This is a genomic window from Streptomyces sp. NPDC006314, assembly GCF_040613075.1.
Taxonomy (GTDB): Bacteria; Actinomycetota; Actinomycetes; order Streptomycetales; family Streptomycetaceae; genus Streptomyces.
Genome location: NZ_JBEXRL010000002.1, coordinates 507,298 through 528,963 on the forward strand (window position 1 = coordinate 507,298; position 21,666 = coordinate 528,963).

20 protein-coding genes are annotated in these 21,666 nt (G+C 72.4%); 9 read left to right on the plus strand and 11 right to left on the minus strand.

The genetic code is table 11. The features are described from left to right. Nucleotides 1-11: 11 nt before the first annotated feature. The 5 genes from ABZ079_RS05450 to ABZ079_RS05470 are packed head-to-tail and all read left to right on the plus strand — an operon-like array spanning nucleotide 12 to nucleotide 3,664. A complete protein-coding gene (locus ABZ079_RS05450) occupies nucleotides 12-326 on the plus strand; it encodes a WXG100 family type VII secretion target (RefSeq protein ID WP_356938077.1) in 315 nt (104 codons plus the stop codon). Then, nucleotides 311-2,071 carry an RNase A-like domain-containing protein gene (locus ABZ079_RS05455; protein ID WP_356938078.1) on the plus strand — a complete coding sequence of 587 codons (1,761 nt, stop codon included), beginning with the start codon at nucleotides 311-313 and terminating at the stop codon, nucleotides 2,069-2,071. Before ABZ079_RS05450 ends, ABZ079_RS05455 begins: the two co-directional genes overlap by 16 nt. Nucleotides 2,072-2,088: 17 nt before the next feature. Then, nucleotides 2,089-2,658 (plus strand): hypothetical protein, encoded by a 570-nt coding sequence (locus ABZ079_RS05460; protein ID WP_356938079.1) that lies wholly within the window; start codon nucleotides 2,089-2,091, stop codon nucleotides 2,656-2,658. A gap of 9 nt (nucleotides 2,659-2,667) precedes the next feature. Further along, a complete protein-coding gene (locus ABZ079_RS05465) occupies nucleotides 2,668-2,997 on the plus strand; it encodes an RNase A-like domain-containing protein (RefSeq protein ID WP_356938130.1) in 330 nt (109 codons plus the stop codon). 16 nt (nucleotides 2,998-3,013) lie between these two features. Then, on the plus strand, nucleotides 3,014-3,664 hold the full coding sequence (locus tag ABZ079_RS05470; RefSeq protein WP_356938080.1) for a contact-dependent growth inhibition system immunity protein: 651 nt from the start codon (nucleotides 3,014-3,016) through the stop codon (nucleotides 3,662-3,664). An 82-nt stretch (nucleotides 3,665-3,746) separates the two neighbouring features. Here the strand turns inward: ABZ079_RS05470 and sucB are convergent, their stop codons facing one another. The 4 genes from sucB to ABZ079_RS05490 form a co-directional block, all read right to left on the minus strand. Continuing rightward, entirely contained in the window at nucleotides 3,747-5,579 is a 1,833-nt protein-coding gene (gene sucB, locus ABZ079_RS05475) for a 2-oxoglutarate dehydrogenase, E2 component, dihydrolipoamide succinyltransferase (protein ID WP_356938081.1), read from the minus strand. Nucleotides 5,580-5,640: 61 nt separating this feature from the next. Then, complete coding sequence (gene lpdA / locus ABZ079_RS05480) at nucleotides 5,641-7,029, minus strand: dihydrolipoyl dehydrogenase (protein WP_356938082.1); 1,389 nt, start codon at nucleotides 7,027-7,029, stop codon at nucleotides 5,641-5,643. 384 nt (nucleotides 7,030-7,413) lie between these two features. Continuing rightward, on the minus strand, nucleotides 7,414-8,970 hold the full coding sequence (locus ABZ079_RS05485) for a leucyl aminopeptidase (protein WP_356938083.1): 1,557 nt from the start codon (nucleotides 8,968-8,970) through the stop codon (nucleotides 7,414-7,416). Between the two features lie 826 nt (nucleotides 8,971-9,796). Next, nucleotides 9,797-10,588, minus strand: coding sequence for an adenosylcobinamide-GDP ribazoletransferase (locus ABZ079_RS05490; protein ID WP_356938084.1), 792 nt, complete (start codon nucleotides 10,586-10,588; stop codon nucleotides 9,797-9,799). A 60-nt stretch (nucleotides 10,589-10,648) separates the two neighbouring features. On the opposite strand from ABZ079_RS05490, the gene ABZ079_RS05495 reads away from it, so the two are divergent. Continuing rightward, nucleotides 10,649-11,413, plus strand: a complete 765-nt coding sequence (locus ABZ079_RS05495) for a hypothetical protein (protein WP_356938085.1) — start codon at nucleotides 10,649-10,651, stop codon at nucleotides 11,411-11,413. Here the strand turns inward: ABZ079_RS05495 and ABZ079_RS05500 are convergent. The 3 genes from ABZ079_RS05500 to cobT form a co-directional block, all read right to left on the minus strand. Then, entirely contained in the window at nucleotides 11,353-12,114 is a 762-nt protein-coding gene (locus tag ABZ079_RS05500) for a hypothetical protein (RefSeq protein ID WP_356938086.1), read from the minus strand. The genes ABZ079_RS05495 and ABZ079_RS05500 overlap by 61 nt on opposite strands. A gap of 22 nt (nucleotides 12,115-12,136) precedes the next feature. Continuing rightward, the gene (locus ABZ079_RS05505; RefSeq protein ID WP_356938087.1) at nucleotides 12,137-13,933 is read right to left on the minus strand and encodes a phosphatidylglycerol lysyltransferase domain-containing protein; all 1,797 of its coding nucleotides are present in this window, start codon (nucleotides 13,931-13,933) and stop codon (nucleotides 12,137-12,139) included. Nucleotides 13,934-14,059: 126 nt separating this feature from the next. After that, the gene (gene cobT / locus ABZ079_RS05510) at nucleotides 14,060-15,124 is read right to left on the minus strand and encodes a nicotinate-nucleotide--dimethylbenzimidazole phosphoribosyltransferase (protein ID WP_356938088.1); all 1,065 of its coding nucleotides are present in this window, start codon (nucleotides 15,122-15,124) and stop codon (nucleotides 14,060-14,062) included. Nucleotides 15,125-15,257: 133 nt separating this feature from the next. Between cobT and ABZ079_RS05515 the strand changes: the two genes are divergently transcribed. After that, nucleotides 15,258-16,244 carry a class I SAM-dependent methyltransferase gene (locus tag ABZ079_RS05515; protein ID WP_356938089.1) on the plus strand — a complete coding sequence of 329 codons (987 nt, stop codon included), beginning with the start codon at nucleotides 15,258-15,260 and terminating at the stop codon, nucleotides 16,242-16,244. Nucleotides 16,245-16,352: 108 nt separating this feature from the next. Here the strand turns inward: ABZ079_RS05515 and ABZ079_RS05520 are convergent, their stop codons facing one another. Then, on the minus strand, nucleotides 16,353-17,555 hold the full coding sequence (locus ABZ079_RS05520; protein ID WP_356938090.1) for a bifunctional adenosylcobinamide kinase/adenosylcobinamide-phosphate guanylyltransferase: 1,203 nt from the start codon (nucleotides 17,553-17,555) through the stop codon (nucleotides 16,353-16,355). Between the two features lie 196 nt (nucleotides 17,556-17,751). Between ABZ079_RS05520 and ABZ079_RS05525 the strand changes: the two genes are divergently transcribed. Beyond that, on the plus strand, nucleotides 17,752-17,964 hold the full coding sequence (locus tag ABZ079_RS05525) for a hypothetical protein (RefSeq protein ID WP_356938091.1): 213 nt from the start codon (nucleotides 17,752-17,754) through the stop codon (nucleotides 17,962-17,964). Between the two features lie 47 nt (nucleotides 17,965-18,011). On the opposite strand, the gene ABZ079_RS05530 is transcribed toward ABZ079_RS05525, so the two are convergent. The 3 genes from ABZ079_RS05530 to ABZ079_RS05540 form a co-directional block, all read right to left on the minus strand. Then, nucleotides 18,012-19,085, minus strand: a complete 1,074-nt coding sequence (locus ABZ079_RS05530; RefSeq protein ID WP_356938092.1) for a trypsin-like peptidase domain-containing protein — start codon at nucleotides 19,083-19,085, stop codon at nucleotides 18,012-18,014. A 56-nt stretch (nucleotides 19,086-19,141) separates the two neighbouring features. Continuing rightward, complete coding sequence (locus tag ABZ079_RS05535) at nucleotides 19,142-19,879, minus strand: methyltransferase domain-containing protein (RefSeq protein WP_356938131.1); 738 nt, start codon at nucleotides 19,877-19,879, stop codon at nucleotides 19,142-19,144. 83 nt (nucleotides 19,880-19,962) lie between these two features. Further along, complete coding sequence (locus ABZ079_RS05540; RefSeq protein ID WP_356938093.1) at nucleotides 19,963-20,592, minus strand: DUF3043 domain-containing protein; 630 nt, start codon at nucleotides 20,590-20,592, stop codon at nucleotides 19,963-19,965. 271 nt (nucleotides 20,593-20,863) lie between these two features. Between ABZ079_RS05540 and ABZ079_RS05545 the strand changes: the two genes are divergently transcribed. Then, nucleotides 20,864-21,655, plus strand: a complete 792-nt coding sequence (locus tag ABZ079_RS05545; protein ID WP_356938094.1) for a PspA/IM30 family protein — start codon at nucleotides 20,864-20,866, stop codon at nucleotides 21,653-21,655. The last annotated feature ends 11 nt before the right edge of the window (nucleotides 21,656-21,666 follow it).

A 21,666-nucleotide genomic window follows, 5' to 3' on the forward strand; every position in this document is an offset into this window, starting at 1 on the left:
GGGAACGAGGCATGCAGGACGGCAGCGCCGAAGGCGACTACATCGCGGTCTCGTTCGGCACGCTGGAACACCTGACCGTCGAGCTCGACGACATCCTCAAGCAGCTCGAGGGGCAACTGGAAAACCTCTACACACGTCTGGTGCCGGTCGTCGCGTCCTGGCAGGGCGAGGCCCGGGAGGTGTTCCTCAAGGAGCTCGACAGGTGGGATAAGTCGGCGAGGGACCTGCAGGCGGCCCAGAAGTGGCTGCACGAGGTCGTGACCAGCGGTCATCGCGGGTACGCGGCCGCGCACCGCGCGGTGCTGCGGGGATGGGGCGGCGCCTGATGGCCGAGCGGCGGCCCACCGACGAGCAGCGGCAGAAGGAGCGGGCCGAGGCCCGGACCCGCTCGCCCAAGACGAGCGGCGGCGGCTTCGACGTCCAGCCGCCGCACCTGTACTACACCTCCCTCGTGGTGCGCGACGGGCAGTTCGACTACGACAAGGGCGCCACGGCGCTGGTCGAGGTGCTGAACCAGTACAGCCAGTCGGCGGGCGCCGGCCGGGGCGCGGACGAGTTCTCGGCGGCGTACAAGTCGGTGGCCGAGAAGTTCCTGGAACTGTGGGCGAAGAGCGTGGTCAGCGTGGGCGGGGTCGCCGTCGGCCTGACACACACGGCGAACAAGTACGTCCAGGCCGACTGGCAGGCGCGCAGGATGTACGGCCCGCCGCCCGTCGCGAAGACGCCGCCCGTCGTCATCGAGAAGCCGCCCACGTACGGCCCGGTCAACGACATCAAGTGGTCCGGTACCGGCGAGGACGCGGACTCCTCGGAGATCGCGGGCATCCTCGGCGAGATCCCCGACTTCCTCGCCGACGTGATCCGGCCGGCCATCGAGCACGGCCTCAGGCTCGGCAAGATGCACGAGATCACGCCGGGATGCAAGGACGAGGAGTTCAAGGACATGGCCACCGCCTGGGGCGCGGCCGCGAAGGCGGCCACGGGCGCGTCCAGTGACTTCAACGGTGCCATCAAGTTCATCAGCAACAACAAGGGCAACGACGAGTGGCAGGGCGCCATGAAGGCCTTCTGCCAGACCATCTGGGGCACCACCGGATGGGGCAGGACCTACGACAAGCAGATGCAGCGGGCCTCCATCGGTCGTAGCTGGAACACGGACCGCAAGGTCGTGCCCGCGAAGCGGCGTCCCATCATCGACATCCTCCAGGAGACGGCGACCGCCGTGCAGAAGGAACTCGACGAGTTGGCCGGCGTGGCGGTCACGACCAGGGAGACAACCACCCGGCTGGGCAAAGAGGCGGCGATGGCCACGGTCAGGGACCTGACCACGGACCTCGACCCGTTCGAGATGACGCGGCTCGCGGCGACCCTGGCGTTCGGCGAGATCGTGCTGACGTTCCGCTCGCACATGGACAAGGCGGCCGCGGACGCGGCGGTCGAGAAGTACCACCAGGCCTTCAGCGAAGCCGCCACCAAGCTCAAGGCGCTGGAGCCCGAGTTGGACGAGGCGCTGCTCAGTGTGCCGACGTTCGTGGCGGAGGAGGCGCGCGCGGAGGGGTACGGAGCGCGCTCCCTCAACGACTTCAAAAAGGAGCACAGCTGGCAGCGGCCGGAGAGTCCGATTCCGTACAAGTACAGCCTCGATCTTGCGTCCGAGGAGGAACTGTACGGCGGACACAGCATCGACAAGCATGTGGGTCTGACGGACATGCAGCTGACGCAGCGGTTGCGGGACGAGTCGAGCGGATCGGGGAAAGTGAACATTCCCGCAGCGTCCAGCTTCACGGACCTGGAGTCGGCGCAGAATTACACGCAGTACAATCTTCAGTGCAATTCGACGGAAATTGACAAGTGGCTTAAACGTCCTCCGCATCCGGGTGACACAGAGGATTTCTCGGTGGGGGCGGTCGACACCGGAAACCACGCGCTTCCGGTCGTGACCGGGCGTACGGCGCAAGTGGTGAATGATCATCCGACGCCGCCGAAGGACGCCCATGGGGTCTCGACGGTACTCAAGTACGAACCCAGCCTGGATCCGCCGTTCGTCGTTTATACGTCCATGCCCCAATGATGAGTGAGGAGACAGTGATGGCTGAGCTCGATGAGCGGTCGTGGGCCGATGCGCTTGGGATGTACGCGCGCAGGCTCACTATTGCGAAGGTGACGCGGAGGGAGCACGGGGACTGGGTGCTCGACCTGCACACGCTGATGCGCGGTGACACGCCGGATGCACGCGGCTGGCATGTGAACGATGCTTTCGCGGAAGAGTTCGAAAGGCTCGATGACCCGTTCTATCCCTTCGTCAGACTGCCGGAGGACCCGGAGAAGGCGGAGGCCCTCAAGTCCCGCCTGTACGAGATTCCGCGCTCTTCCGCCAAAAAGTTCCTCGTAGCCCTTTCCACGTTGTGGCTGAACGTGGAAAAACACCCGGACTTCGAGGAACGCAGGGCTGGGTTGGAGGAGAAGGCCGACATCATCCTGTCACGTTTTCCCGAAGGCTCCCGCTTCTACGCCAACACCGGCCGGGACAGCAAGCACCGCGACTACTACAAGCGTATTTCCGGCTGTTCGGGTGTTTCCTCGTACGACTGGGACCTGGGTCTGGTCCTTGTCTCGGAGACAGAGGTCGGTATGGTCTGGTCCTTCGACCCGAAGTGATCCGGAGTCATTCCGCCGCCGCGCGCCCGAAGGAGCCCCGTGCGCACCCGCACCGCCACCTACCCCGACCGGGAAACCGCCCAGTGGGCGACCCAGCACGTGGTCACCCGCAACGAACAGGTCATCCACCGCTGGCTGGCCCAGTCCACCCGGGCGCGGCTGACGATCGAGGCGGCCTGGCCGTCCCGGGACGAGCCCGTCGGCAGGGTGCTGCTGCAGGCCATGATGCTGGCCGGCAGGGGAGCCGTCGACGTACGGGCCGCCCGGGTCGTGCTGCGCCGCGAACCGTCCGCCCCGCACGGGTTCGCCGTGCACGCCAGCTTCCCCGTCTACCTGTGAAGGCAGTGGTCCGACCGTGGCGCTGACCCCCCTTGAACACGACCGCGGATACGGCGAGCTGGACCAGGTCCTGCGCGCCTACCTGGGCCGGCCCGCCGATGACACCGAGGAGAAGCCGGGCGCGGCCCTCACCGCGTATCTGCGGCACACCTGGCACACCCGCCCCTGGGCGCTCGCCGTCGCCGAAAGCCAGCTGCGGGAGTACGCGCGCACCCCGCCGGGAAGGCTGAGGGTCCGGCTCGGCGAGTTCTACGACCTGCCCGATGTGGGCCTGGCCGACGCGGAGATCCTCGACTGGCTGACGCTGCTCGCCGACCACATCCGGCGCAGCGTCGAGGAGGGGCGGGTTCCGGCCCCGGCGAAGCCGGAAACGCACTGGGAGTGGCATGCCAGGTTCCCCGAGCTCGGGCAGTTCCTCGGCGGCTGGTTCTCCCAGGACATGCCCGACGAGTTCGACGGGCACGAGGCGGCGGTGGACGACTACGCGGCGACGACCGACCCGCAGCTGGTCGCGCGGCTCGTGGGCGAGATCCGGGAACTGCTGGCCCTCGGGCTCGACGAGAACGAGTACGCCGTCGGCACCGCCGAGCTGGGCATGGAGGTCGAGGCCCCGGACCGGCTCACCGTGAGCGGCTGGCTGGCGCTGGTGGCGGCACGCCTGGCCTAGCGGCGTCCGCTCGCACGAGCAGAGCCCCCGTCCGGAGAAGAACTCCGGACGGGGGCTCCGTCGTACTGCCTGGTCGGGGAGATCAGAGGCCCAGCTCGACCTCGAACTCGCCCGCCTCCAGGATCGCCTTGACCGCCGTCAGGTAACGGGCCGCGTCGGCGCCGTCGACCAGGCGGTGGTCGTAGGAGAGGGTCAGGTAGGTCATGTCGCGGACGCCGATGACCGTGCCCTCCTCGGTCTCGATGACGGCCGGACGCTTGACCGTGGCACCGATGCCGAGGATCGCGACCTGGCCCGGCGGCACGATGATCGTGTCGAACAGGGCGCCACGCGAACCGGTGTTGGAGATGGTGAAGGTCGCGCCGGACAGCTCGTCCGGGGTGATCTTGTTGGCGCGGACCTTGCCCGCCAGCTCCGCCGTGGCCTTGGCGATGCCGGCGATGTTGAGGTCGCCGGCGTGCTTGATGACCGGGGTCATCAGGCCCTTCTCGGAGTCCACCGCGATACCGATGCTCTCGGTGTCGAAGTAGGTGATCGTGCCCTCGGCCTCGTTGATCCTGGCGTTGATGACCGGGTGGGCCTTCAGCGCCTGGGCGGCGGCCTTGACGAAGAACGGCATCGGGGAGAGCTTGACGCCCTCGCGGGCCGCGAAGGAGTCCTTCGCCCTGGCGCGCAGCTTCATCAGGCGGGTGACGTCGACCTCGACGACCGACGACAGCTGGGCCTGCTCGTGCAGCGCCTTGACCATGTTGTCGCCGATGACCTTGCGGATGCGGGGCATCTTCACGGTCTGTCCGCGCAGCGGGGAGGCCTCCAGGGCGGGGGCCTTCCTGGCGGCGGGCGCGGCGGCGGCAGCGGCCGGAGCCGGGGCGGCCTTCGCGGCCTCGGCGGCGGCGAGGACGTCCTGCTTGCGGATGCGGCCGCCGACGCCGGTGCCCTTGACGGTGGCCAGGTCGACGCCGTTCTCGGCGGCGAGCTTGCGCACCAGCGGGGTGACGTAGGCGCCCTCGTCGGTCGCCTGGGTGGCGGTCGGCGCGGTGGGCGCGGCGGCCGGGGTCACCGGAGCCGGGGCGGGCGCCGGAGCGGACGGCGCCGGCTCGGGGGCCGGGGTCGTCACCTGCTGCGGAGCCGGAGCCGACGGCGCCTGCGGGGCGGCCGGGGCCGGAGCCGGGGCGGCCGGAGCCGCGGGGGCGGGGGCCGGGGCGGCCGGGGCAGCGGGGGCGGGGGCAGCGGCGGCCGGGGCCGGAGCGGCGGCCGGGGCCGGAGCGGCGGCCGGGGCGGCACCCGGAGCGCCGATGACGGCGAGCTTGGCGCCGACCTCGGCGGTCTCGTCCTCGCCGACCACGATCTCGAGCAGCACGCCGGAGGCGGGCGCCGGGATCTCGGTGTCGACCTTGTCCGTGGAGACCTCGAGCAGCGGCTCGTCGGCCTCGACGGAGTCGCCGACCGACTTCAGCCAGCGGGTGACGGTGCCCTCGGTGACGGATTCACCGAGCGCGGGCAGGACCACGTCCGTGCCCTCGGCGCCGGAGGCACCGGCGGTGGCCTCGGCGGTGGGGGCCGGGGCGGGGGCGGCCTGCTCCGTGGACGGCGCGGCCTGCGGGGCCGGCTCGGGGGCGGCGGCCGGGGCCGGGGCCTCGGCGGCGGCGGGGGCCGGAGCGGCAGCGGGGGCACCCGTGCCGTCGTCGATCACGGCCAGCTCGGCGCCGACCTCGACGGTCTCGTCCTCGGCGACCTTGATGGAGGCCAGCACACCGGCGGCGGGCGAGGGGATCTCGGTGTCGACCTTGTCGGTCGAGACCTCGAGCAGCGGCTCGTCGGCCTCGACGCGCTCGCCCTCTGCCTTCAGCCAGCGGGTGACAGTGCCCTCGGTGACGCTCTCACCGAGCGCCGGAAGGGTTACGGAAACCGCCATGGTTTCGGTTGCTCCTAACGAATTGCGGAAGTCTGTGTCGTCGCGCCCGTGGACGGAAGGCTCAGTCGTGGGCGTGCAGCGGCTTGCCGGCCAGCGCCAGGTGTGCCTCGCCGAGCGCCTCGTTCTGCGTCGGGTGGGCGTGGATGAGCTGGGCGACCTCGGCCGGCAGCGCCTCCCAGTTGTAGATCAGCTGGGCCTCGCCGACCTGCTCGCCCATGCGGTCGCCGACCATGTGGACGCCGACCACGGCACCGTCCTTCACCTGGACGAGCTTGATCTCGCCCGCGGTGTTGAGGATCTTGCTCTTTCCGTTGCCCGCCAGGTTGTACTTCAGAGCGACGACCTTGTCCGCGCCGTAGATCTCCTTGGCCTTGGCCTCGGTGATACCGACGGAGGCGACCTCCGGGTGGCAGTACGTCACCCGCGGGACACCGTCGTAGTCGATCGGAACGGCCTTCAGACCGGCCAGACGCTCCGCCACCAGGATGCCCTCGGCGAAGCCGACGTGCGCGAGCTGGAGCGTCGGGACGAGGTCACCGACGGCGGAGATGGTCGGGATGTTGGTCCGCATGTACTCGTCGACCAGGACGTAGCCACGGTCCATGGCGACACCCTGCTCCTCGTAGCCCAGGCCCTGGGAGACCGGGCCACGGCCGACGGCGACGAGCAGGACCTCGGCCTCGAACTCCTTGCCGTCGGCGAGGGTGACCTTGACGCCGTCCTGGGTGTACTCGGCCTTCTGGAAGAAGGTGCCGAGGTTGAACTTGATGCCGCGCTTGCGGAACGCACGCTCGAGAAGCTTCGAGCTGTTCTCGTCCTCGACCGGCACGAGGTGCTTCAGGCCCTCGATCACCGTGACGTCCGCGCCGAAGGACTTCCACACGGAGGCGAACTCGACGCCGATGACACCGCCGCCCAGGATGATCGCGGACTTCGGCACGCGGTCCAGGACGAGGGCGTGGTCGGAGGAGATGATGCGGTCGCCGTCGATCTCCAGACCCGGCAGCGACTTCGGCACGGAGCCGGTCGCCAGCAGGATGTGGCGGCCCTGGACGCGCTGGCCGTTCACGTCGACGGAGGTCGGGGAGGACAGGCGGCCCTCACCCTCGATGTACGTCACCTTCCGGGACGCGATCAGACCCTGCAGGCCCTTGTACAGGCCGGCGACGACGCCGTCCTTGTACTTGTGGACGGCCGGCACGTCGATGCCCTCGAAGGTGGCCTTGACGCCGAACTGCTCGCTCTCGCGGGCCTGGTCGGCGATCTCGCCCGCGTGCAGCAGCGCCTTGGTGGGGATGCATCCCCGGTGCAGGCAGGTGCCGCCGACCTTGTCCTTCTCGATCAGGGCGACGTCCAGGCCCAGCTGCGCCCCTCGCAGGGCCGCGGCGTAACCACCGCTACCACCGCCGAGGATCACTAGGTCGAAAACGGTGCTGGCGTCGTTCGCCACGTCACGTCCTCCATGCATGTGCGCCGTACGCCGGTCTCCGATGACCGGCAGGCGGCTGGTGTCCGGCCGCTTGATGCTTCGGCCCTTCGGTGGGGGCCCTGTCCTGCCGGGCTCCATCTTTGCACTTGTCGGAGGGGATCGAGACGCCGGGCCGGGGTGTGAGACGTCCCACGTTCACCGGAGGCGGACAGGGGGCGCGGTGCCGGCGACGGCGCGCGGGGCCGTGTCCGATGTGCGGCTCCGCCGCGCGGGCGCGACCAGCTCCCACGCCCACCTGCGGCGGAGGCCGGCGGCAGCCGGCCGAGGGGGGCGCGGGGAACTGCGCGAACAGCCCCCACGCCCCGCGGTCGCCGCCCTGCGGGACGGACCGGGCCCTCGGGTGGCTCAGCCCAGGTCACCCGCGGCCGTGAGCTCGGCCAGCCGCACCAGCGTCCGCACCGCGGACCCCGTGCCACCCTTCGGCGTGTACCCGAACGGACCACCCTCGTTGAACGCCGGGCCGGCGATGTCGAGGTGCGCCCAGGTGATCCCCTCGCCCACGAACTCGCGCAGGAACAGACCGGCGACCAGACCGCCGCCCATCCGCTCGCCCATGTTCGCGATGTCCGCGACGGAGGACTCCATGCCCTTGCGCAGGTGCTCCGGCAGCGGCATCGGCCACGCCGGCTCGCCGACCTCCTCCGCCGCCTCGTGCACCGCGGAGCGGAACGCGTCGTCGTTGGCCATGACACCGAACGTCCGGCTGCCCAGCGCCAGCACCATCGCGCCGGTCAGCGTGGCCACGTCCACGATCGCGTCCGGGTTCTCCTGCGAGGCCGCCCACAACGCGTCGGCGAGGACCAGCCGGCCCTCCGCGTCGGTGTTGAGGACCTCGACGGTCTTGCCGCTGTACATGCGCAGCACGTCACCCGGGCGCACGGCGGAGCCGGACGGCATGTTCTCGGCCAGCGCCAGCCAGCCGGTGATGTTGACCTCCAGGCCGAGCCGGGCGGCGGCGACGACGGCGCCGAACACGGCGGCGGCACCGCTCATGTCGCACTTCATCGTCTCGTTGTGCCCGGCGGGCTTCAGGGAGATGCCGCCCGAGTCGTAGGTGATGCCCTTGCCGACGAAGGCCAGGTGCTTCTCCGCCTTGGGATGCCTGTACGACAGCTTCACCAGGCGGGGAGCCGCGGCCGAACCGCCGCCGACGCCGAGAATGCCGCCGTAGCCGCCCCTGGTCAGGGCCTTCTCGTCGAGCACCTGCACCTTGAGGCCGTGTTCCTTGGCCGCCGCCTGCGCGATGCCGGCGAAGATCTCGGGGGTGAGGTCGTTCGGCGGCATGTTGATCAGGTCACGGGCGCGGTTCAGCTCCTCGGCGACCGCGACGGCGCGGGCGATGGCACCCTTGTGGGCGGCGTCCCGCGGCTTGCCGCCGAGCAGCGTGGCCTCGGCCAGCGGCGTCTTGCCGTTCCCGGCCTTGGCGGCGCCCTGCGCCTGACGTCCGTTCTCCTTGTACGCGTCGAAGGAGTACGCGCCGAGCAGTACGCCCTCGCCGATCGCCTCGAGGGCGCCGGGGCTGTCGATGGGCAGCGCGAACGCGGCCTTCCGGGACCCGGCGAGCGCGCGGGCCGCCACGCCGGCGGCCTTGCGCAGCGCCTCGGCGTCGTAGCCGGCGTCGTCGGCGTCGGCGTCCTTGGTGCCGGGCTCCGCGCCGAGGCCCACCGCCACCACGAGCGGGGCCTTGAAGCCGGCCGGGGCGGGCAGCTTCGTCAGCTCGCCCTCGGCACCCGAGGCGCCGAGGGTCTCCAGGATGCCGGCCAGCTTGCCGTCGTACGCCTTGTCCACGGCTTCGGCGCCCGGCGCTACGACGGGGCCCTGGGCGCCCTTGGCGACACCGATCACGATCACGTCGACCCGGAGGCCGGGCGCCGCGGCGGTGCTGAGAGTCAGAGCAGTCACGGTGGTGAGATCTCGCTTCCGATGTGAAGTTGCTGTGGCCGATATGGGGTGGGTCGACCGGGCCCGAGAGCCGACCCTAGGCCCAGGCCCGGGGGCAGACGGCAACCGGGGCCTTCACCCTGTCGGCGAACCCCCGGGACGAGACTACGCGCGTGCGCGCCTTCGCTCGTTCCTGCGGGTGTTCACCTGTGCGCGGCGTCGTGGCCACGTCGCCCCCCGCACGCCGGTGACCTGAGCCGCACGCGTCGGGTCCCGGGTGGCCGTCTGCCCGGCGATTCCGGTCATGTGCACCGGCCTTCCGGGATTTCCGGCACGGATCCGTCGCCGAGGACCATGTGGGGGAGGAACCTGCCATGGTTCATCGGGCGCACCGCTGGAGAGCGGTCGGCGTCACCGCGACCGCCGCGGGGATGATCACGGCCGGGACTGGCCGCGCCGGGTGCGCCGGCCGCAACCGGTCCACGTGTCGACCTGCGCGTCCTGCGCGTCCTGCGCTTCCCGGGCGTCCTGGGCGTCGACGACGGCGCCGGCCCGGTCGGCGCGTCACCGGCCGGCCGCGGGGCGAGGGCGTCCCGTACACCACCGGTGCACCTGGACGACTCAGGCCGGCCCACGGAGCGACACGGCCGGCGACCGGCCGCGGGCGAAGTGCCAGGGGGCGGTGCTGCCGGACGAGGCCCCGTTGGCCCCAGGGCCGGCCGAACAGACGGCCCGGGAGACGTACGAGAGGACGGCGCTCCGCAGCTGCCGGAGAGCGCGGTGGGGGCAGCGCCCCGCACCCGCGCCAGAGGGGCGGACAGGGCACGATGCGCACGCGCACATGCCGTCAGGCCCAGCCTCCCAGGGACAGCACCACGAGCGCGGTCGTCGCCGCCGTCTCCGCCAGGGCGCCGAACACATCCCCGGTGACCCCGCCGAAGCGCCGGGTGCAGCGGCGCAGCAGGAGTTCGGCGACGGCGACGGCGGCGACCACCGCGAGGGCGGTACGCGCGGAGTCGTACCCGCCGAGGCAGGCGCCCGCCGCCCCGGCCGCCACGACCACGCCGATCGCCAGGGCCAGCGCCGCGCCCCTCGGCACCACCCCGGCCACCGCCGCGCCCAGCCCCTCCGGGCGGGCGGCCGGCACTCCGGTGCGCGCGGCCAGGGTGAGCGCGAGGCGGGCGGCGGTCGCGGAGACGACGGCGGCCAGCGCGCCCCGCGCCCACGAACCGGCGTAGAGCTGCGTCAGCACGGCGACCTGGGCCAGCAGCACCAGGACGAGGGTGAGCACCCCGAACGGCCCGATGTCCGACTGCTTCATGATCCTGAGCGCGTCCTCGGCGGGCTTGCCGCTGCCCAGCCCGTCGGCGGTGTCGGCGAGCCCGTCGAGGTGCAGCCCGCGGGTGAGTGCGGCGGGTACGGCGGCGGACGCGACGGCGGCGAGCAGCGGACCGGCGCCCAGCACGAGCAGCCCCAGCCCCAGCCCGGCCGCGCAGCCGCCGACGACCAGGCCGGCCATCGGGGCGGTCAGCATCCCGCCGCGTGCGGCCTCCCGGTCCCACCGGTGTACCCGGACGGGCAGCACGGTGAGCGTGCCGAAGGCGAAGCGGAGGCCGTCGAGGGGGGAGGACTTGAGCACCGGCGCAGGGTACCCGGCGGTCACGAGGCCGCTTTCCGCACCCGGGGATAAGGTGCGCATATGGGGCACTGGTGGGAGCGGAACATCCTTGAGCCGGGCAAGCTCCCGCTGCTGCTCGCCCTCACCGCCTTCGTGCTGACCTTTCTCGTCACCCGGGTCATCACGCGCCTGATCCGGGCCGGCAAGGGCCCGTTCGGCAACGTCGAGACCGGCGGGATGCACATCCACCACGTGGTCCCGGGGGTCGTCCTCACCGTCGCCGGTGGCTTCGGCGCGGTAGCCAGCGACCGGCACGGCGCCGGCGGGGCCATCGCCGCCGTCCTCTTCGGGATGGGCGCCGGGCTCGTCCTGGACGAGTTCGCGCTGATCCTGCACCTGGACGACGTCTACTGGAGCGAGGAGGGCCGCAAGAGTGTCGAGGTCGTCGTGCTCACCGCCGCCCTGGTCGGCCTGCTGCTGTCCGGCTTCGCCCCGTTCGGCGTCAACGACCTGACCCAGGAGGAACTGCAGGACCGCGGCAGTGCCATCAGCACCATCGCCGGGAACTTCCTCTTCTCGCTCATCGCCCTGGGCAAGGGCAAGGCCCGTATCGCGATCCTTGGGGCGATCGTGCCGCTGGTCGCGCTCGTCGGCGCCGTCCGGCTGGCCCGCCCCGGCTCCCTGTGGGCCCGCCGCTTCTACGGCCGCCGGCCCCGCGCCCGCGCCAAGGCCGCCCTGCGCGCCTACCGCCACGACCGCCGCTGGATCCGGCCACGCCGCGCCGTTCAGGACTGGATCGGCGGCAAACCCGACCCCCGGCCGGTCCGGCTGCCCGGCCGCCACTGACCGCGCCGCGACCGCCGGAGGTACCCGCCCGGCCCGTGCTCATGCCCATGCCCGTGCCCGTGCCGCAGCGCCACCACCAGGCACAGCGCCCCCACCGCGATCAGAGCGGCCAGATGCTCCTTGCCGGCCAGGTTCTCCTTGACCAGCACCTCCACGACCATCGCCGCGGTCACCACGCCCGCCGTGAGATAGGCGCCGCACCGCCAGCCCACGAACACGGCGAGCCCCACCACGGCCGCCGACGGGCCGGTGTCCACCACCTGCGCGTCGGTCCAGGGCAGCCCGAACGGGGCGTGCGGGCCCAGCGTGACCCCCACGCGCGCGTAGAGCGTCCCGGCCAGCGTGGCGACGTACGCGATGACCAGCGTCCGCCACCAGCCCAGGCACACCTCGGCGATCCCGAACACGACCAGGATCTGCGCCAGCGCGCCCCACACCGGCAGGTCCAGCGCGGGCACGAACAGTGACAGGGGAGTGCGCAGCAGGGCCAGCCACAGCGGGTCCTCGGCCCGTACGGAACCCAGCTCCTGCACCAGCCGGTAGCCCCACGGCTGGTTCTGCACGTACTGCAGGCAGGCCGTCAGGCACACCGCGGCGAGCGTCATCGGGAGCGCTCGCAGGCGCCGTTTCCGCAGGGGCTCGCGCACGGTGGCGTACAGCAGCCCCCACTCGGCGCGGGCCCAGCGGGCGACCGTTTCCATCAAGCGTTCCCCGTCCGTGCGGTTATCGGTGCGTGTCCAGGTGCCTGCGGTGCAGCCACTTGGGCAGTCCCGGCGCCTCCAGGAAGCCCTCGGCGCGGGCCGAGGCGAGGCCGATGCGCAGCAGGTCCGCGCTCTTCTCGAAGAGCAGGAACCGCGGCTCCCAGATGGGCCGGTACTTGGCGTTGGCGCGGTACAGCGACTCGATCTGCCACCAGCGGGAGAAGAAGCTGAGCAGCGACCGCCACAGCCTCAGCACCGGACCGGCGCCGAGGCGAGCGCCACGTTCGAAGACCGAGCGGAACATCGCGAAGTTCAGTGAGACCTGCGTGATCCCGATCTCGTCGGCCCGCCGCAGCAGCTCGATGACCATGAACTCCATCAGCCCGTTGTCGGAGTCCCGGTCGCGCCGCATGAGGTCCAGGGACAGCCCGTTCGGCCCCCACGGCACGAAGGAGAGCAGTGCCCGCAGCCGGCCGCCGGCGTCCGTGCACTCCAGCATCACGCAGCGGCCGTCCTCGGGGTCCCCGAGCCGGCCGAGTGCCATGCTGAACCCGCGCTCGGTCGCCCCGTCCCGCCAGTCGTCCGCGCGCTCGACGAGGTACGCCATCTCGTCCGCCGGGATGTCCTCGTGCCGGCGGATGCGCACCCGGTACCCGGCCCGCTTCACCCGGTTGTACGCCTGCCGGACGGTGCGCATCGCCCGCCCCTCCAGCGTGAACTCGGCGACCTCCACGATCGCCTCGTCGCCGAGTTCCAGCGCGTCCAGGCCGTGCCGGGCGTAGACGGTGCCGGCCTCCTCGCTCGCCCCCATCACCGCCGGGATCCATCCGTGGGCCCGCGCCTCCGCGAGCCAGGGCACGATCGCCCCCGGCCAGGCCTCCGGGTCTCCGATCGGATCCCCGGACGCGAGGCTCACCCCGCCGACGACGCGGTAGGCGACGGCCGCCTTCCCGGTCGGCGACCACACCACGCTCTTCTCCCGGCGCAGCGCGAAGTAGCCGAGCGAGTCCCGCTCGCCGTGCCGGTCCAGCAGGGCCCGCAGCCGCTTCTCGTCGTCCTCGGTGAGCGGGTCGACGGCCCGCCGGGAGCGGAAGGCGGCGTAGAACACGGCGAGCACCAGGGCCGTGCTGAGCACGTTGACCGCCACGTTGGCCCAGTTGGGCGGGGCGATGCCGGGGAAGCGGGACTCCTCGGCGGCCACCGACACCAGCCGCAGAGTGCCGTAGTGCCAGCGCTCCAGGAAGGTGGAACGGGCCGCGTCCGGCGCCTGGTTGGTGACCGTCACGAGCAGTCCGGCCAGCAGCGAGGCGAGCAGCCCGCCGCCGACGGCGACCGTGGCCGCGAGCCGCGGGTTGGACCGGTCGCCCTTGGCGTAGAACTCCCGGCGGCCCACGAGCAGCGCACAGACGAACGCGGCCGTCAGCACCAGGGAGATCCAGTTCTGCGCGTACCGCCGGATCTCCGGGAAGGCCATGGCGAACGCGAACAGGGCGAGGAACGCCCCGCTGAGCACGAGGTTCAGGATCCACGCGGCCCGCTTCCTGCGCCGCATGGTGATCGCCAGGAACGTGGTGAACACACCGGAGGCGAAGCCGGCCGTCAGCAGATACGGCGTGAAGAAGTCGTCCTGGTTGTGCCGGCGCACGTCCTGGCCGAGGGAGACCCACACGGCGCTGAGGAAGTTGATGAAGGCGACGGTCCGCAGATACCAGACGGCGAAGGCGGCGGCTCTCCGGGAAGCCCCGGTGGACCGCCGCCCCTCCTCGTTCGGGCGCCCCGGTTCGGCTTGCGGTTGCACGGCAATTCGGGCATCTCCCATGGAGAAGGATCATATGGGCGCTCCCCTGATGAATCCCACTCTTCCGGTCGCGGATCTCCTGGCCGTCCCGGCCGGCGTCCGGCCGGGACGGCGCGGTCCGTGCGGCACCGGACCAGCCGCGGACGCCTACTCCTTCGCTTCTTCCGGCTCCTTCTCGGGAAGCTCGGCGGCAAGCGCGGCGGCGGCCCGGACCAGCGGCAGCGCAAGCAGCGCGCCCGCGCCCTCGCCGACCTTCACGCCCTGCTCCAGCAGCGGCTCCAACGCCATCCGGTCCAGTGCCTTCGCCTGCCCCGGCTCCCCGCTGTCGTGGCCGGCCAGCCACCAGTCCGGCGCCCGGAAGGCGACGCGCTGCCCGACCAGCGCGCACGCGGCGGCCACCACACCGTCCAGGATCACCGGCAGCTTCCGTACGGCGCACTGCAACAGGAACCCGGTCATCGCCGCGAGGTCGGCGCCGCCCACGGTCGCCAGCAACTGCAACTGGTCCCCGAGTACCGGCCGTGCCCGCCGCAGCGCGTCCCGGATCGCCGCGCACTTGCGCATCCACGCCAGGTCGTCGATGGCGAGCCCGCCCCGGCCCGTCACCACGGACGCGTCGGTCCCGCACAGCGCGGCGACGAGCACCGCCGCCGCCGTGGTCCCGCCCACGCTGACGTCGCCGAGCACCACCAGGTCCGTACCCGAGTCGGCCTCCTCGTCGGCGAGCGCGATGCCCGCCCGCAGGGCCGCCTCGGCCTCGTCCAGCGTGAGCGCGTCCTCGATGTCGATACGCCCGCTGCCCCGCCGCACCCGGTGCCGTACGACGTCCTCGGGGAAGGCGCCCGGATCGCAGTCCAGGGCCAGGTCCACCACCCGTACCGGCACGTCGAGCCGCCGTGCCAGCACCGCGACCGGGCTCGCACCCTCCAGCACCGCCCGCACCAGCCGCTCCGCGCTGCCCGCGGGCCGCGCCGAGACGCCCAGCTCGGCGACGCCATGGTCACCGGCGAACAGGACCACCCGCGGCCGTTCGACCGGCCGCACCGGTACGGCTCCCTGCGCGGCGGCCAGCCACTCGCCCAGTTCGTCGAGGCGCCCCAAGGCCCCGGGCGGCACGATCTGACGCTCCCGCCGGGCCTCGGCGTCACGGCGCACGCCCCCGTCCGGGCGCTCGATCAGATCGGTGAAGTCGTCCAGATTAAGCCTGCTCATTCGCCGAACAGTACCGCCAGCGAACGAACGTCCCGGCGCCACACGGCCACCACGCCGTCACGACGTCTTTGCACCCTACTTCGGTATCCCATACGTTCCGCTTTGCAGCGGAATGTCGCACAGGGAGCCGCCCATGCCGACCACGCCCCCCACGCCGTACGTCCCCCCGGACACCGCGGACACGTTCCAGGAGCCGCGCCGCGAGGACTGCCCCTGGTGCGGCTCCACGCGGCTGCGCACCCGGCTGCGCACGACCGACCCGCTCCGGCACCGGCCGGGCACGTTCGTCCTCGACGTGTGCCGTGACTGCGCCCACGCCTTCCAGAATCCCCGGCTCACGGCGGAGGGACACGCCTTCTTCCACCGGGACCTCTACGAACGGCACCTGGAGGAGTTCACCGCCCGGATCCTGTCCGCCCGCGCGGTCCGCCGCCGGCACCGCGCCACCGCCCACAAGCTGTCGGCGCTGCCCGAACCGGAGAGCTGGCTGGACGTGGGCACCGGCCATGCCCACTTCCCCGAGGCGGCGAAGGAGTTCTTCCCGTACACCAGCTTCGACGGTATGGATCCCACCGCGCGCGTGGAGCAAGCCCTCCTGGAGGGCCGGGTCGAGGAGGCCCACCGCGGCTACCTCACGACCCCCGGGGTGGCGGCCCGCCTGCGCGCCCGCTACGACGTGGTCAGCATGTTCCATCACCTGCCCCACGCCCCCGAGCCGCGTGCCGAACTGCGCGCCGCCCTCGCCGTACTGCGCCCGGGCGGCCATCTCGTCGTCGAGGTCCCGGACCCGCGCTGCGCGTACGCCGCCCTGCTCGGCAGGTGGTGGCTTCCGTACGGCCAGCCCCGCCATCTGCACCTGCCGCCGCCGGCCAACCTGCGCGCGGAACTCAAGACCCTGGGCTGCACGGTCCTGGTGACGGACCGCAGCGCCCCGCACCTCCCCTACGACCTGTCAGCGGCCGCCGCCCTGGCCCTGGCCCACGTCCACCCCCTGGTGCGGGCCGCGGCCACGCCCGCACTGGCGCTGGCCCCGGCCGTGGACCGCACCCTGGCGCCCGTGCTCCGCCGCACGCCGTTCTCCAACGCGTACAGGATCGTTGCGCGCAAGGACGTCCGCTGAGCGCGGGTCAGCCCTGGCCGGCCGCGCGGTCCCCGCGCCCCTGGGGCGCCGCACCCGCCGACGCGGGCAAGCGACCCGCCCCCGCCCAGCCCCCGTACCGGGCACCCCTCAACCCCGCAGCACCAGCGCCTGCCCGGCGACCACCAGCACCACCTGTTCGCACTCCGCTCCGAACGCCGCGTTCAGTCGACCGAGTTCATCCCGGTACCGACGGCCGGACGCCGTGGCCGGCACGATCCCGGAGCCCACCTCGTTCGACACCGCCACCACCGTCCGCCGCGCGGCCCGCACCGCCGACGCCAACTCCCGCACCCGCTCCCGCAACGCCTTCTCACCCCCGCCCGCCCACTCCGCGTCGTCCCACGCCCCCACCGCGTCCATCACGTCCGTCAGCCACAGCGACAGGCAGTCGATCAGCAGCGGCGGCCCGTCCTCCGCCAGCAGCGGCACCAGATCCGTCGTCTCGGTCGTACGCCACGACCCCGGCCGCCGCTCCCGGTGCGCGGCCACCCGGGCCGCCCACTCGGTGTCCCCGCCCCGCGTCCCGCCGGTCGCCACGTACACCACGTCCGGGAAGGACTCCAGCCGCCGTTCGGCCTCCACCGACTTCCCCGAACGCGCCCCGCCCAGCACCAGCGTCCGGCGCGGCACGTCCGGCACGTCCTCGTACGCCCCGACCACCAGGGTCGTACCGTCCGGCACCGCCCGCGCCCCGGCCGACGCGAGCCGCCGCCGCAACTCCGGTCCGGGCGGCACGTCGTGGCCGAGGTGGACGGCGACCACGTCCGTGGCCGGACCGACGGAGCCGACCGCCCGCAGCCGGGCGAGCGCGTCCGGGCGGCCCACCACGTCGGCGAGGACCATCTGGTACGACTCCGCCGTCGCCTCCTCCAGACCGGCCGGGGTGCCGCCCGGCGGCAGATACAGCAGCCGCTGCCCGTCCGGCCCGGTCACCGCGTACCCGGTGCCGCCCGCGTCCATCGCCACGGCCCGCACCCGATGCCCCGTCAGCAGCGCCAGCTCACGCCCGTCCGGCACGCGTCCGGGCTGCGGCAGCCCGGCCGGCACCTCCACCGCGGGACCGTCGTGCGGATGCGACAGCAGCACCTGCCGTACCCCGCCCAGCGAACGCCCCGCCCGCGCCGCCGCGAACGCCGCGCCCGGCGTCAGATCGAGCAGCAGGGCCCCGTCCACGAGCAGAGAGGTCGCCGCCCGCGCGTCGGGCCCGAGCGCGGTCGCACAGGCGGCGCAGGGGCAGTCGGGGCGAGGCAGGCCCGCGGGGGCACCGGTACCGAGCAGAGTGATTTCCACGGGACCGATTTTCGCCCGCCCACGCAGGTCTCGCGCACCGGCAGCCCCGGAGGGGCGTCCCTGAGGGGACATCGATGGGCGGCTCTGCCGCGGAGGCGCGAAAGGCCCCACCGGCCCGTGGATGAGCCGCGACGTCTAACGGTCGACCCGGCGGAGCGAATACGCTGCGAGGGAGTTGGATCACAAGGAGGCCCACATGACGGCATGGACGTGGCGGTTCGAGAAAGCCGACGGGACGGAGGTCCAGCCCGCGGTGCAGCCCGAGGAGTTCACGACGCAGGGGGACGCCGAGTCCTGGATCGGCGAGCACTGGAAGGCGCTGCTGGAGGGCGGGGCCGACCAGGTGCGGCTGTTCGAGGAGCGCGCCGAGATCTACGGGCCGATGAGCCTTCACGCCGACGCGTCCTGACGGATCGGTGGGGGAGGGGCCGTGACCGCGCAGGTGCGTGCCCCTCCTCACTGCTCGCCCAGCGTCACCTCGACCGTCTTCTCGGTGCCGCCCCGCTGGTACGTCACCGATGTGCGCCGGCCCGGTTTGTCCACCGCCAGCGCCTCCGCCAGCGAGGTGATGGTGGTGATGGGCCGGCCGCCCAGCCCGGTGATGATGTCGCCGGGCCGCAGCCCCGCCTTGTCGGCCGCGTCGCCGCTCCGGACGGTGACCACCGCGACCCCGGCCGGCTGGTAGGTCTCGTCCACGACCGTCCGTGCGGTGATGCCCAGCGCCGCCCGCCCGGAGTCGACGACCTTGCCCTCCTTGACGATCTGTTCGGCGACCGTCCTCACCATCGACACCGGAATGGCGAAGCCGATGCCTGCCGCCGCGCTGCCCCCGAGGCTGGGGTCGGCCGCCGCGAGCGTCGGGATGCCGATGACCTGCCCGTCGAGGTCGACCAGGGCGCCGCCGCTGTTGCCGGGGTTGATGGCGGCCGACGTCTGCACCATGTTCGCGATGGTGGCTCCCGTACCACCGCCGGTGCGGCCCTCGCTGACGGTCCGTCCGGTCGCGGAGACGATGCCCTGGGTCACGCTGGACGACAGCCCGAGCGGCGATCCCATGGCCAGCACGATCTGGCCGACCTCCACCTTCTCGGAGTCCCCGAGCACCGCCGGCTTCAGCCCGGTCGGCACCTTGTCCAGCTTGATCACGGCGAGGTCCTGCTCGGGGTAGGAGTAGACCAGGCGCGCGGTGAGCGGCTCCTCGCTGTTGGCCGTGGTCACCTTGAAGATCTTCTCCGACCCGACCACGTGGGCGTTGGTGACGATGTCCCCGGTGCCGTCGTACACCACCCCGGAGCCCAGGTCGTTGCTCGCCTGGATCTGCACGACCGACGGCAGCACCTCCTTGATGACCTTCTGGTACTGGCTCTGCAGATCGCCCGCGGCCGGCGGAGCGGCCGCCCGGGTGGTCGCCGCGGTGTCCTGCCCGCCCCGGGCGACGGGGCCGGTGCAGCCGGCGGCTAGGGCCGCGCAGCACACCAGCGCGGCGGCGAAGACGGTCTTCCTGGGGGCACGGGTGGGGGAAGCGTCCATGTCCCGAGTCTCACGGCACGGTGATCACCCGGCCCGCGCTGTTCCCCCGTACGGGGTCAGCCCCGTACGCCACACAGGTGCAGCAGCGCCGCCACCCCGCGGTAGGGGTCGGTGCGCCCGGCCCGCTCCTCGGCCGCGAGCAGCGGCTGGAGGTCCCCGGGTATCTCCGCGTCGTCCGCCGCCGTGTCCGTGAAGACCCGGACGCCGTACCAGGCGTGCAGCGGGGCCGCGATGCCGGCGAGCGTGGCGGTGAGGGAGGCCAGCCGGTCCGCCCGTACGTCCGGGACCAGGCGGACGGGGGTCACCCCGTTCGCGTCTGTTCGAGAACGGGGGAGGCGGGCGGTGGTGTCGAACGCGGCCAGCGCGCCCGCCCAGTCCCCGGACAGACCCGGCCGCATGGCGAGCGCGTCGCCGTTGCGTACGAGGAGCGACAGCAGCCCGCCGGGCGCGAGCACCCGGGCCAGACCCGCCACCAGCGGGTCGGGCTCCTCGACGTACATCAGGACGCCGTGGCACAGCACCACGTCGAAGCTGCCCGGCAGGAAGTGCACCCCGGTGTCCCGCCCGTCGCCCTCCACCAGCCGCACCCGCGCGCGGATGCCCTCCGGCTCCCCGGCCAGGGCCTGACGCGCGGCGGCGATCATCGCCGCGTCCTGCTCGACCCCGGTCACCTGATGGCCGAGCCGGGCCAGCCGCAGTGCCTGCGTGCCCCGGCCCATCCCCACGTCGAGCACCCGCAGCCGCTGCCCGACCGGGAACCGCCCGGCTATCTGCTCGTCCAGCTGCCGGGCCACCAGCTCCTGCCGTACGACGTCACGCAACCCGCCCAGCCTGTTCGGCCGGGCGTCGGCCGCACCCCCGGTGAAAACGTCTGCGCTCAGGGCCGCTCTCCGCGCTTGACCTGCGGCTTCGGCAGCCGGAGCCGGCGCATCTGGAGGGAGCGCATCAGGGCGTACGCGACCGCGCCGCGTGTGTTCTCGTCCGGGAAGCGCTCCTTGAGCCGCTTCTTCAGACGGAAGCCGCTGAACGCCGCGTCCAGGACGATCAGTACGATCACGACCATCCACAGCAGCAGCGCGGTGCTCTGGATCGTGGGCACCCGCACCACGCTCAGCACGAGGATCACCACGGCGAGCGGCAGGAAGAACTCCGCCACGTTGAACCGCGAGTCCACCCAGTTCCGGGCGAACTTGCGGACCGGGCCCTTGTCCCGGGCCGGGAGATAGCGCTCGTCGCCGCTGGCGAGCGCCTGGCGCTGCCGCTCGAGCGCCTGACGCCGCTCCTCGCGCTGGCGCTTCGCTGCCTCCTTGCGGTTCGTGGGGGTGCTGGCGACGCTGCGGCGCTGGGACTGGGCCTCACTGCGCTTGGGCGTGGGCCGACCCTTCGGGGCCTGCGGGTCGCGGGGCTGCTTGGAGAGGGTCACCTGCGCCTTGTCGGCGGTCGGGGCCTTCTCTTCCTTGGCACGGCTACGGAACACAAAACCCAAGGGTACGGGCTCAACCGGCATGGACCCCAGCCCGGCGGGGAACGATCCCGCAACACCGGACGTCTGTAGGGGGACAGAGGGGACGTTCCGGAGGGGTTCCGCCGGGAGGCGCGGCGCGGGCTGCGGTGGGGGATCACCTACTCCCTACGCCGGAGCGGTGCCGTCCGCAGTCGTCCTTGGGGAGGAGCGCATCACTCCCCGAACAGTGCGGTAATGGAGGCAGGGCCCGTACTGTGGGTTCTGTCGCAGGATCTGTGAGCTGGAGTCCGTCAGAAGGGGGCGCGCGAAGCCCATGAGCGGTGTCATGAAGCGTATGGGGATGATCTTCCGCGCGAAGGCGAACAAGGCCCTTGACCGGGCCGAGGACCCGCGCGAGACCCTCGATTACTCGTACCAGAAGCAGCTGGAGCTGCTGCAGAAGGTGCGTCGCGGCGTCGCCGACGTGGCGACCTCCCGCAAGCGCCTGGAACTCCAGCTCAACCAGTTGCAGAAGCAGTCCTCCACGCTGGAGGACCAGGGCCGCAAGGCGCTCGCGCTCGGCCGTGAGGACCTGGCCCGCGAGGCGCTGTCCCGCCGCGCCGCCCTCCAGCAGCAGGTGACGGATCTCGAGACGCAGCACACGACCCTCCAGGGCGAGGAGGAGAAGCTCACCCTGGCGGCCCAGCGCCTGCAGGCCAAGGTGGACGCCTTCCGTACGAAGAAGGAGACCATCAAGGCGACGTACACCGCCGCCCAGGCCCAGACCCGCATCGGCGAGGCCTTCTCCGGCATCTCCGAGGAGATGGGCGACGTCGGCCTGGCCATCCAGCGCGCCGAGGACAAGACCGCCCAGCTCCAGGCCCGGGCCGGCGCCATCGACGAGCTGCTCGCCTCCGGTGCCCTCGACGACCCCTCCGGCATGGCCAAGGACGACATCCAGGCCGAGCTGGACCGGCTCTCCGGTGGTACGGATGTAGAGCTGGAACTGCAGCGCATGAAGGCGGAGCTGGCCGGAGGCTCGCCGCAGCAGGCGATCGAGGGCGGCGCCGGCCAGGGGCAGTCCCAGCAGCAGCCGCAGGACACCCCGCGCTTCGACAAGCAGTAGCCAGGCGCCGG

Excerpts from the sequence above, each read along its gene's own strand:
- ABZ079_RS05505 (WP_356938087.1), bottom strand. The coding sequence starts at position 13,933 with ATGGGAGATGCCCGAATTGCCGTGCAACCGCAAGCCGAACCGGGGCGC.
- ABZ079_RS05540 (WP_356938093.1), bottom strand. The coding sequence starts at position 20,592 with ATGCCGGTTGAGCCCGTACCCTTGGGTTTTGTGTTCCGTAGCCGTGCC.
- ABZ079_RS05450 (WP_356938077.1), top strand. The coding sequence starts at position 12 with ATGCAGGACGGCAGCGCCGAAGGCGACTACATCGCGGTCTCGTTCGGC.
- ABZ079_RS05495 (WP_356938085.1), top strand. The coding sequence starts at position 10,649 with ATGGGGCACTGGTGGGAGCGGAACATCCTTGAGCCGGGCAAGCTCCCG.
- ABZ079_RS05530 (WP_356938092.1), bottom strand. The coding sequence starts at position 19,085 with ATGGACGCTTCCCCCACCCGTGCCCCCAGGAAGACCGTCTTCGCCGCC.
- cobT (WP_356938088.1), bottom strand. The coding sequence starts at position 15,124 with ATGAGCAGGCTTAATCTGGACGACTTCACCGATCTGATCGAGCGCCCG.
- ABZ079_RS05460 (WP_356938079.1), top strand. The coding sequence starts at position 2,089 with ATGGCTGAGCTCGATGAGCGGTCGTGGGCCGATGCGCTTGGGATGTAC.
- ABZ079_RS05545 (WP_356938094.1), top strand. The coding sequence starts at position 20,864 with ATGAGCGGTGTCATGAAGCGTATGGGGATGATCTTCCGCGCGAAGGCG.
- sucB (WP_356938081.1), bottom strand. The coding sequence starts at position 5,579 with ATGGCGGTTTCCGTAACCCTTCCGGCGCTCGGTGAGAGCGTCACCGAG.
- ABZ079_RS05500 (WP_356938086.1), bottom strand. The coding sequence starts at position 12,114 with ATGGAAACGGTCGCCCGCTGGGCCCGCGCCGAGTGGGGGCTGCTGTAC.
- ABZ079_RS05455 (WP_356938078.1), top strand. The coding sequence starts at position 311 with ATGGGGCGGCGCCTGATGGCCGAGCGGCGGCCCACCGACGAGCAGCGG.
- ABZ079_RS05525 (WP_356938091.1), top strand. The coding sequence starts at position 17,752 with ATGACGGCATGGACGTGGCGGTTCGAGAAAGCCGACGGGACGGAGGTC.
- ABZ079_RS05515 (WP_356938089.1), top strand. The coding sequence starts at position 15,258 with ATGCCGACCACGCCCCCCACGCCGTACGTCCCCCCGGACACCGCGGAC.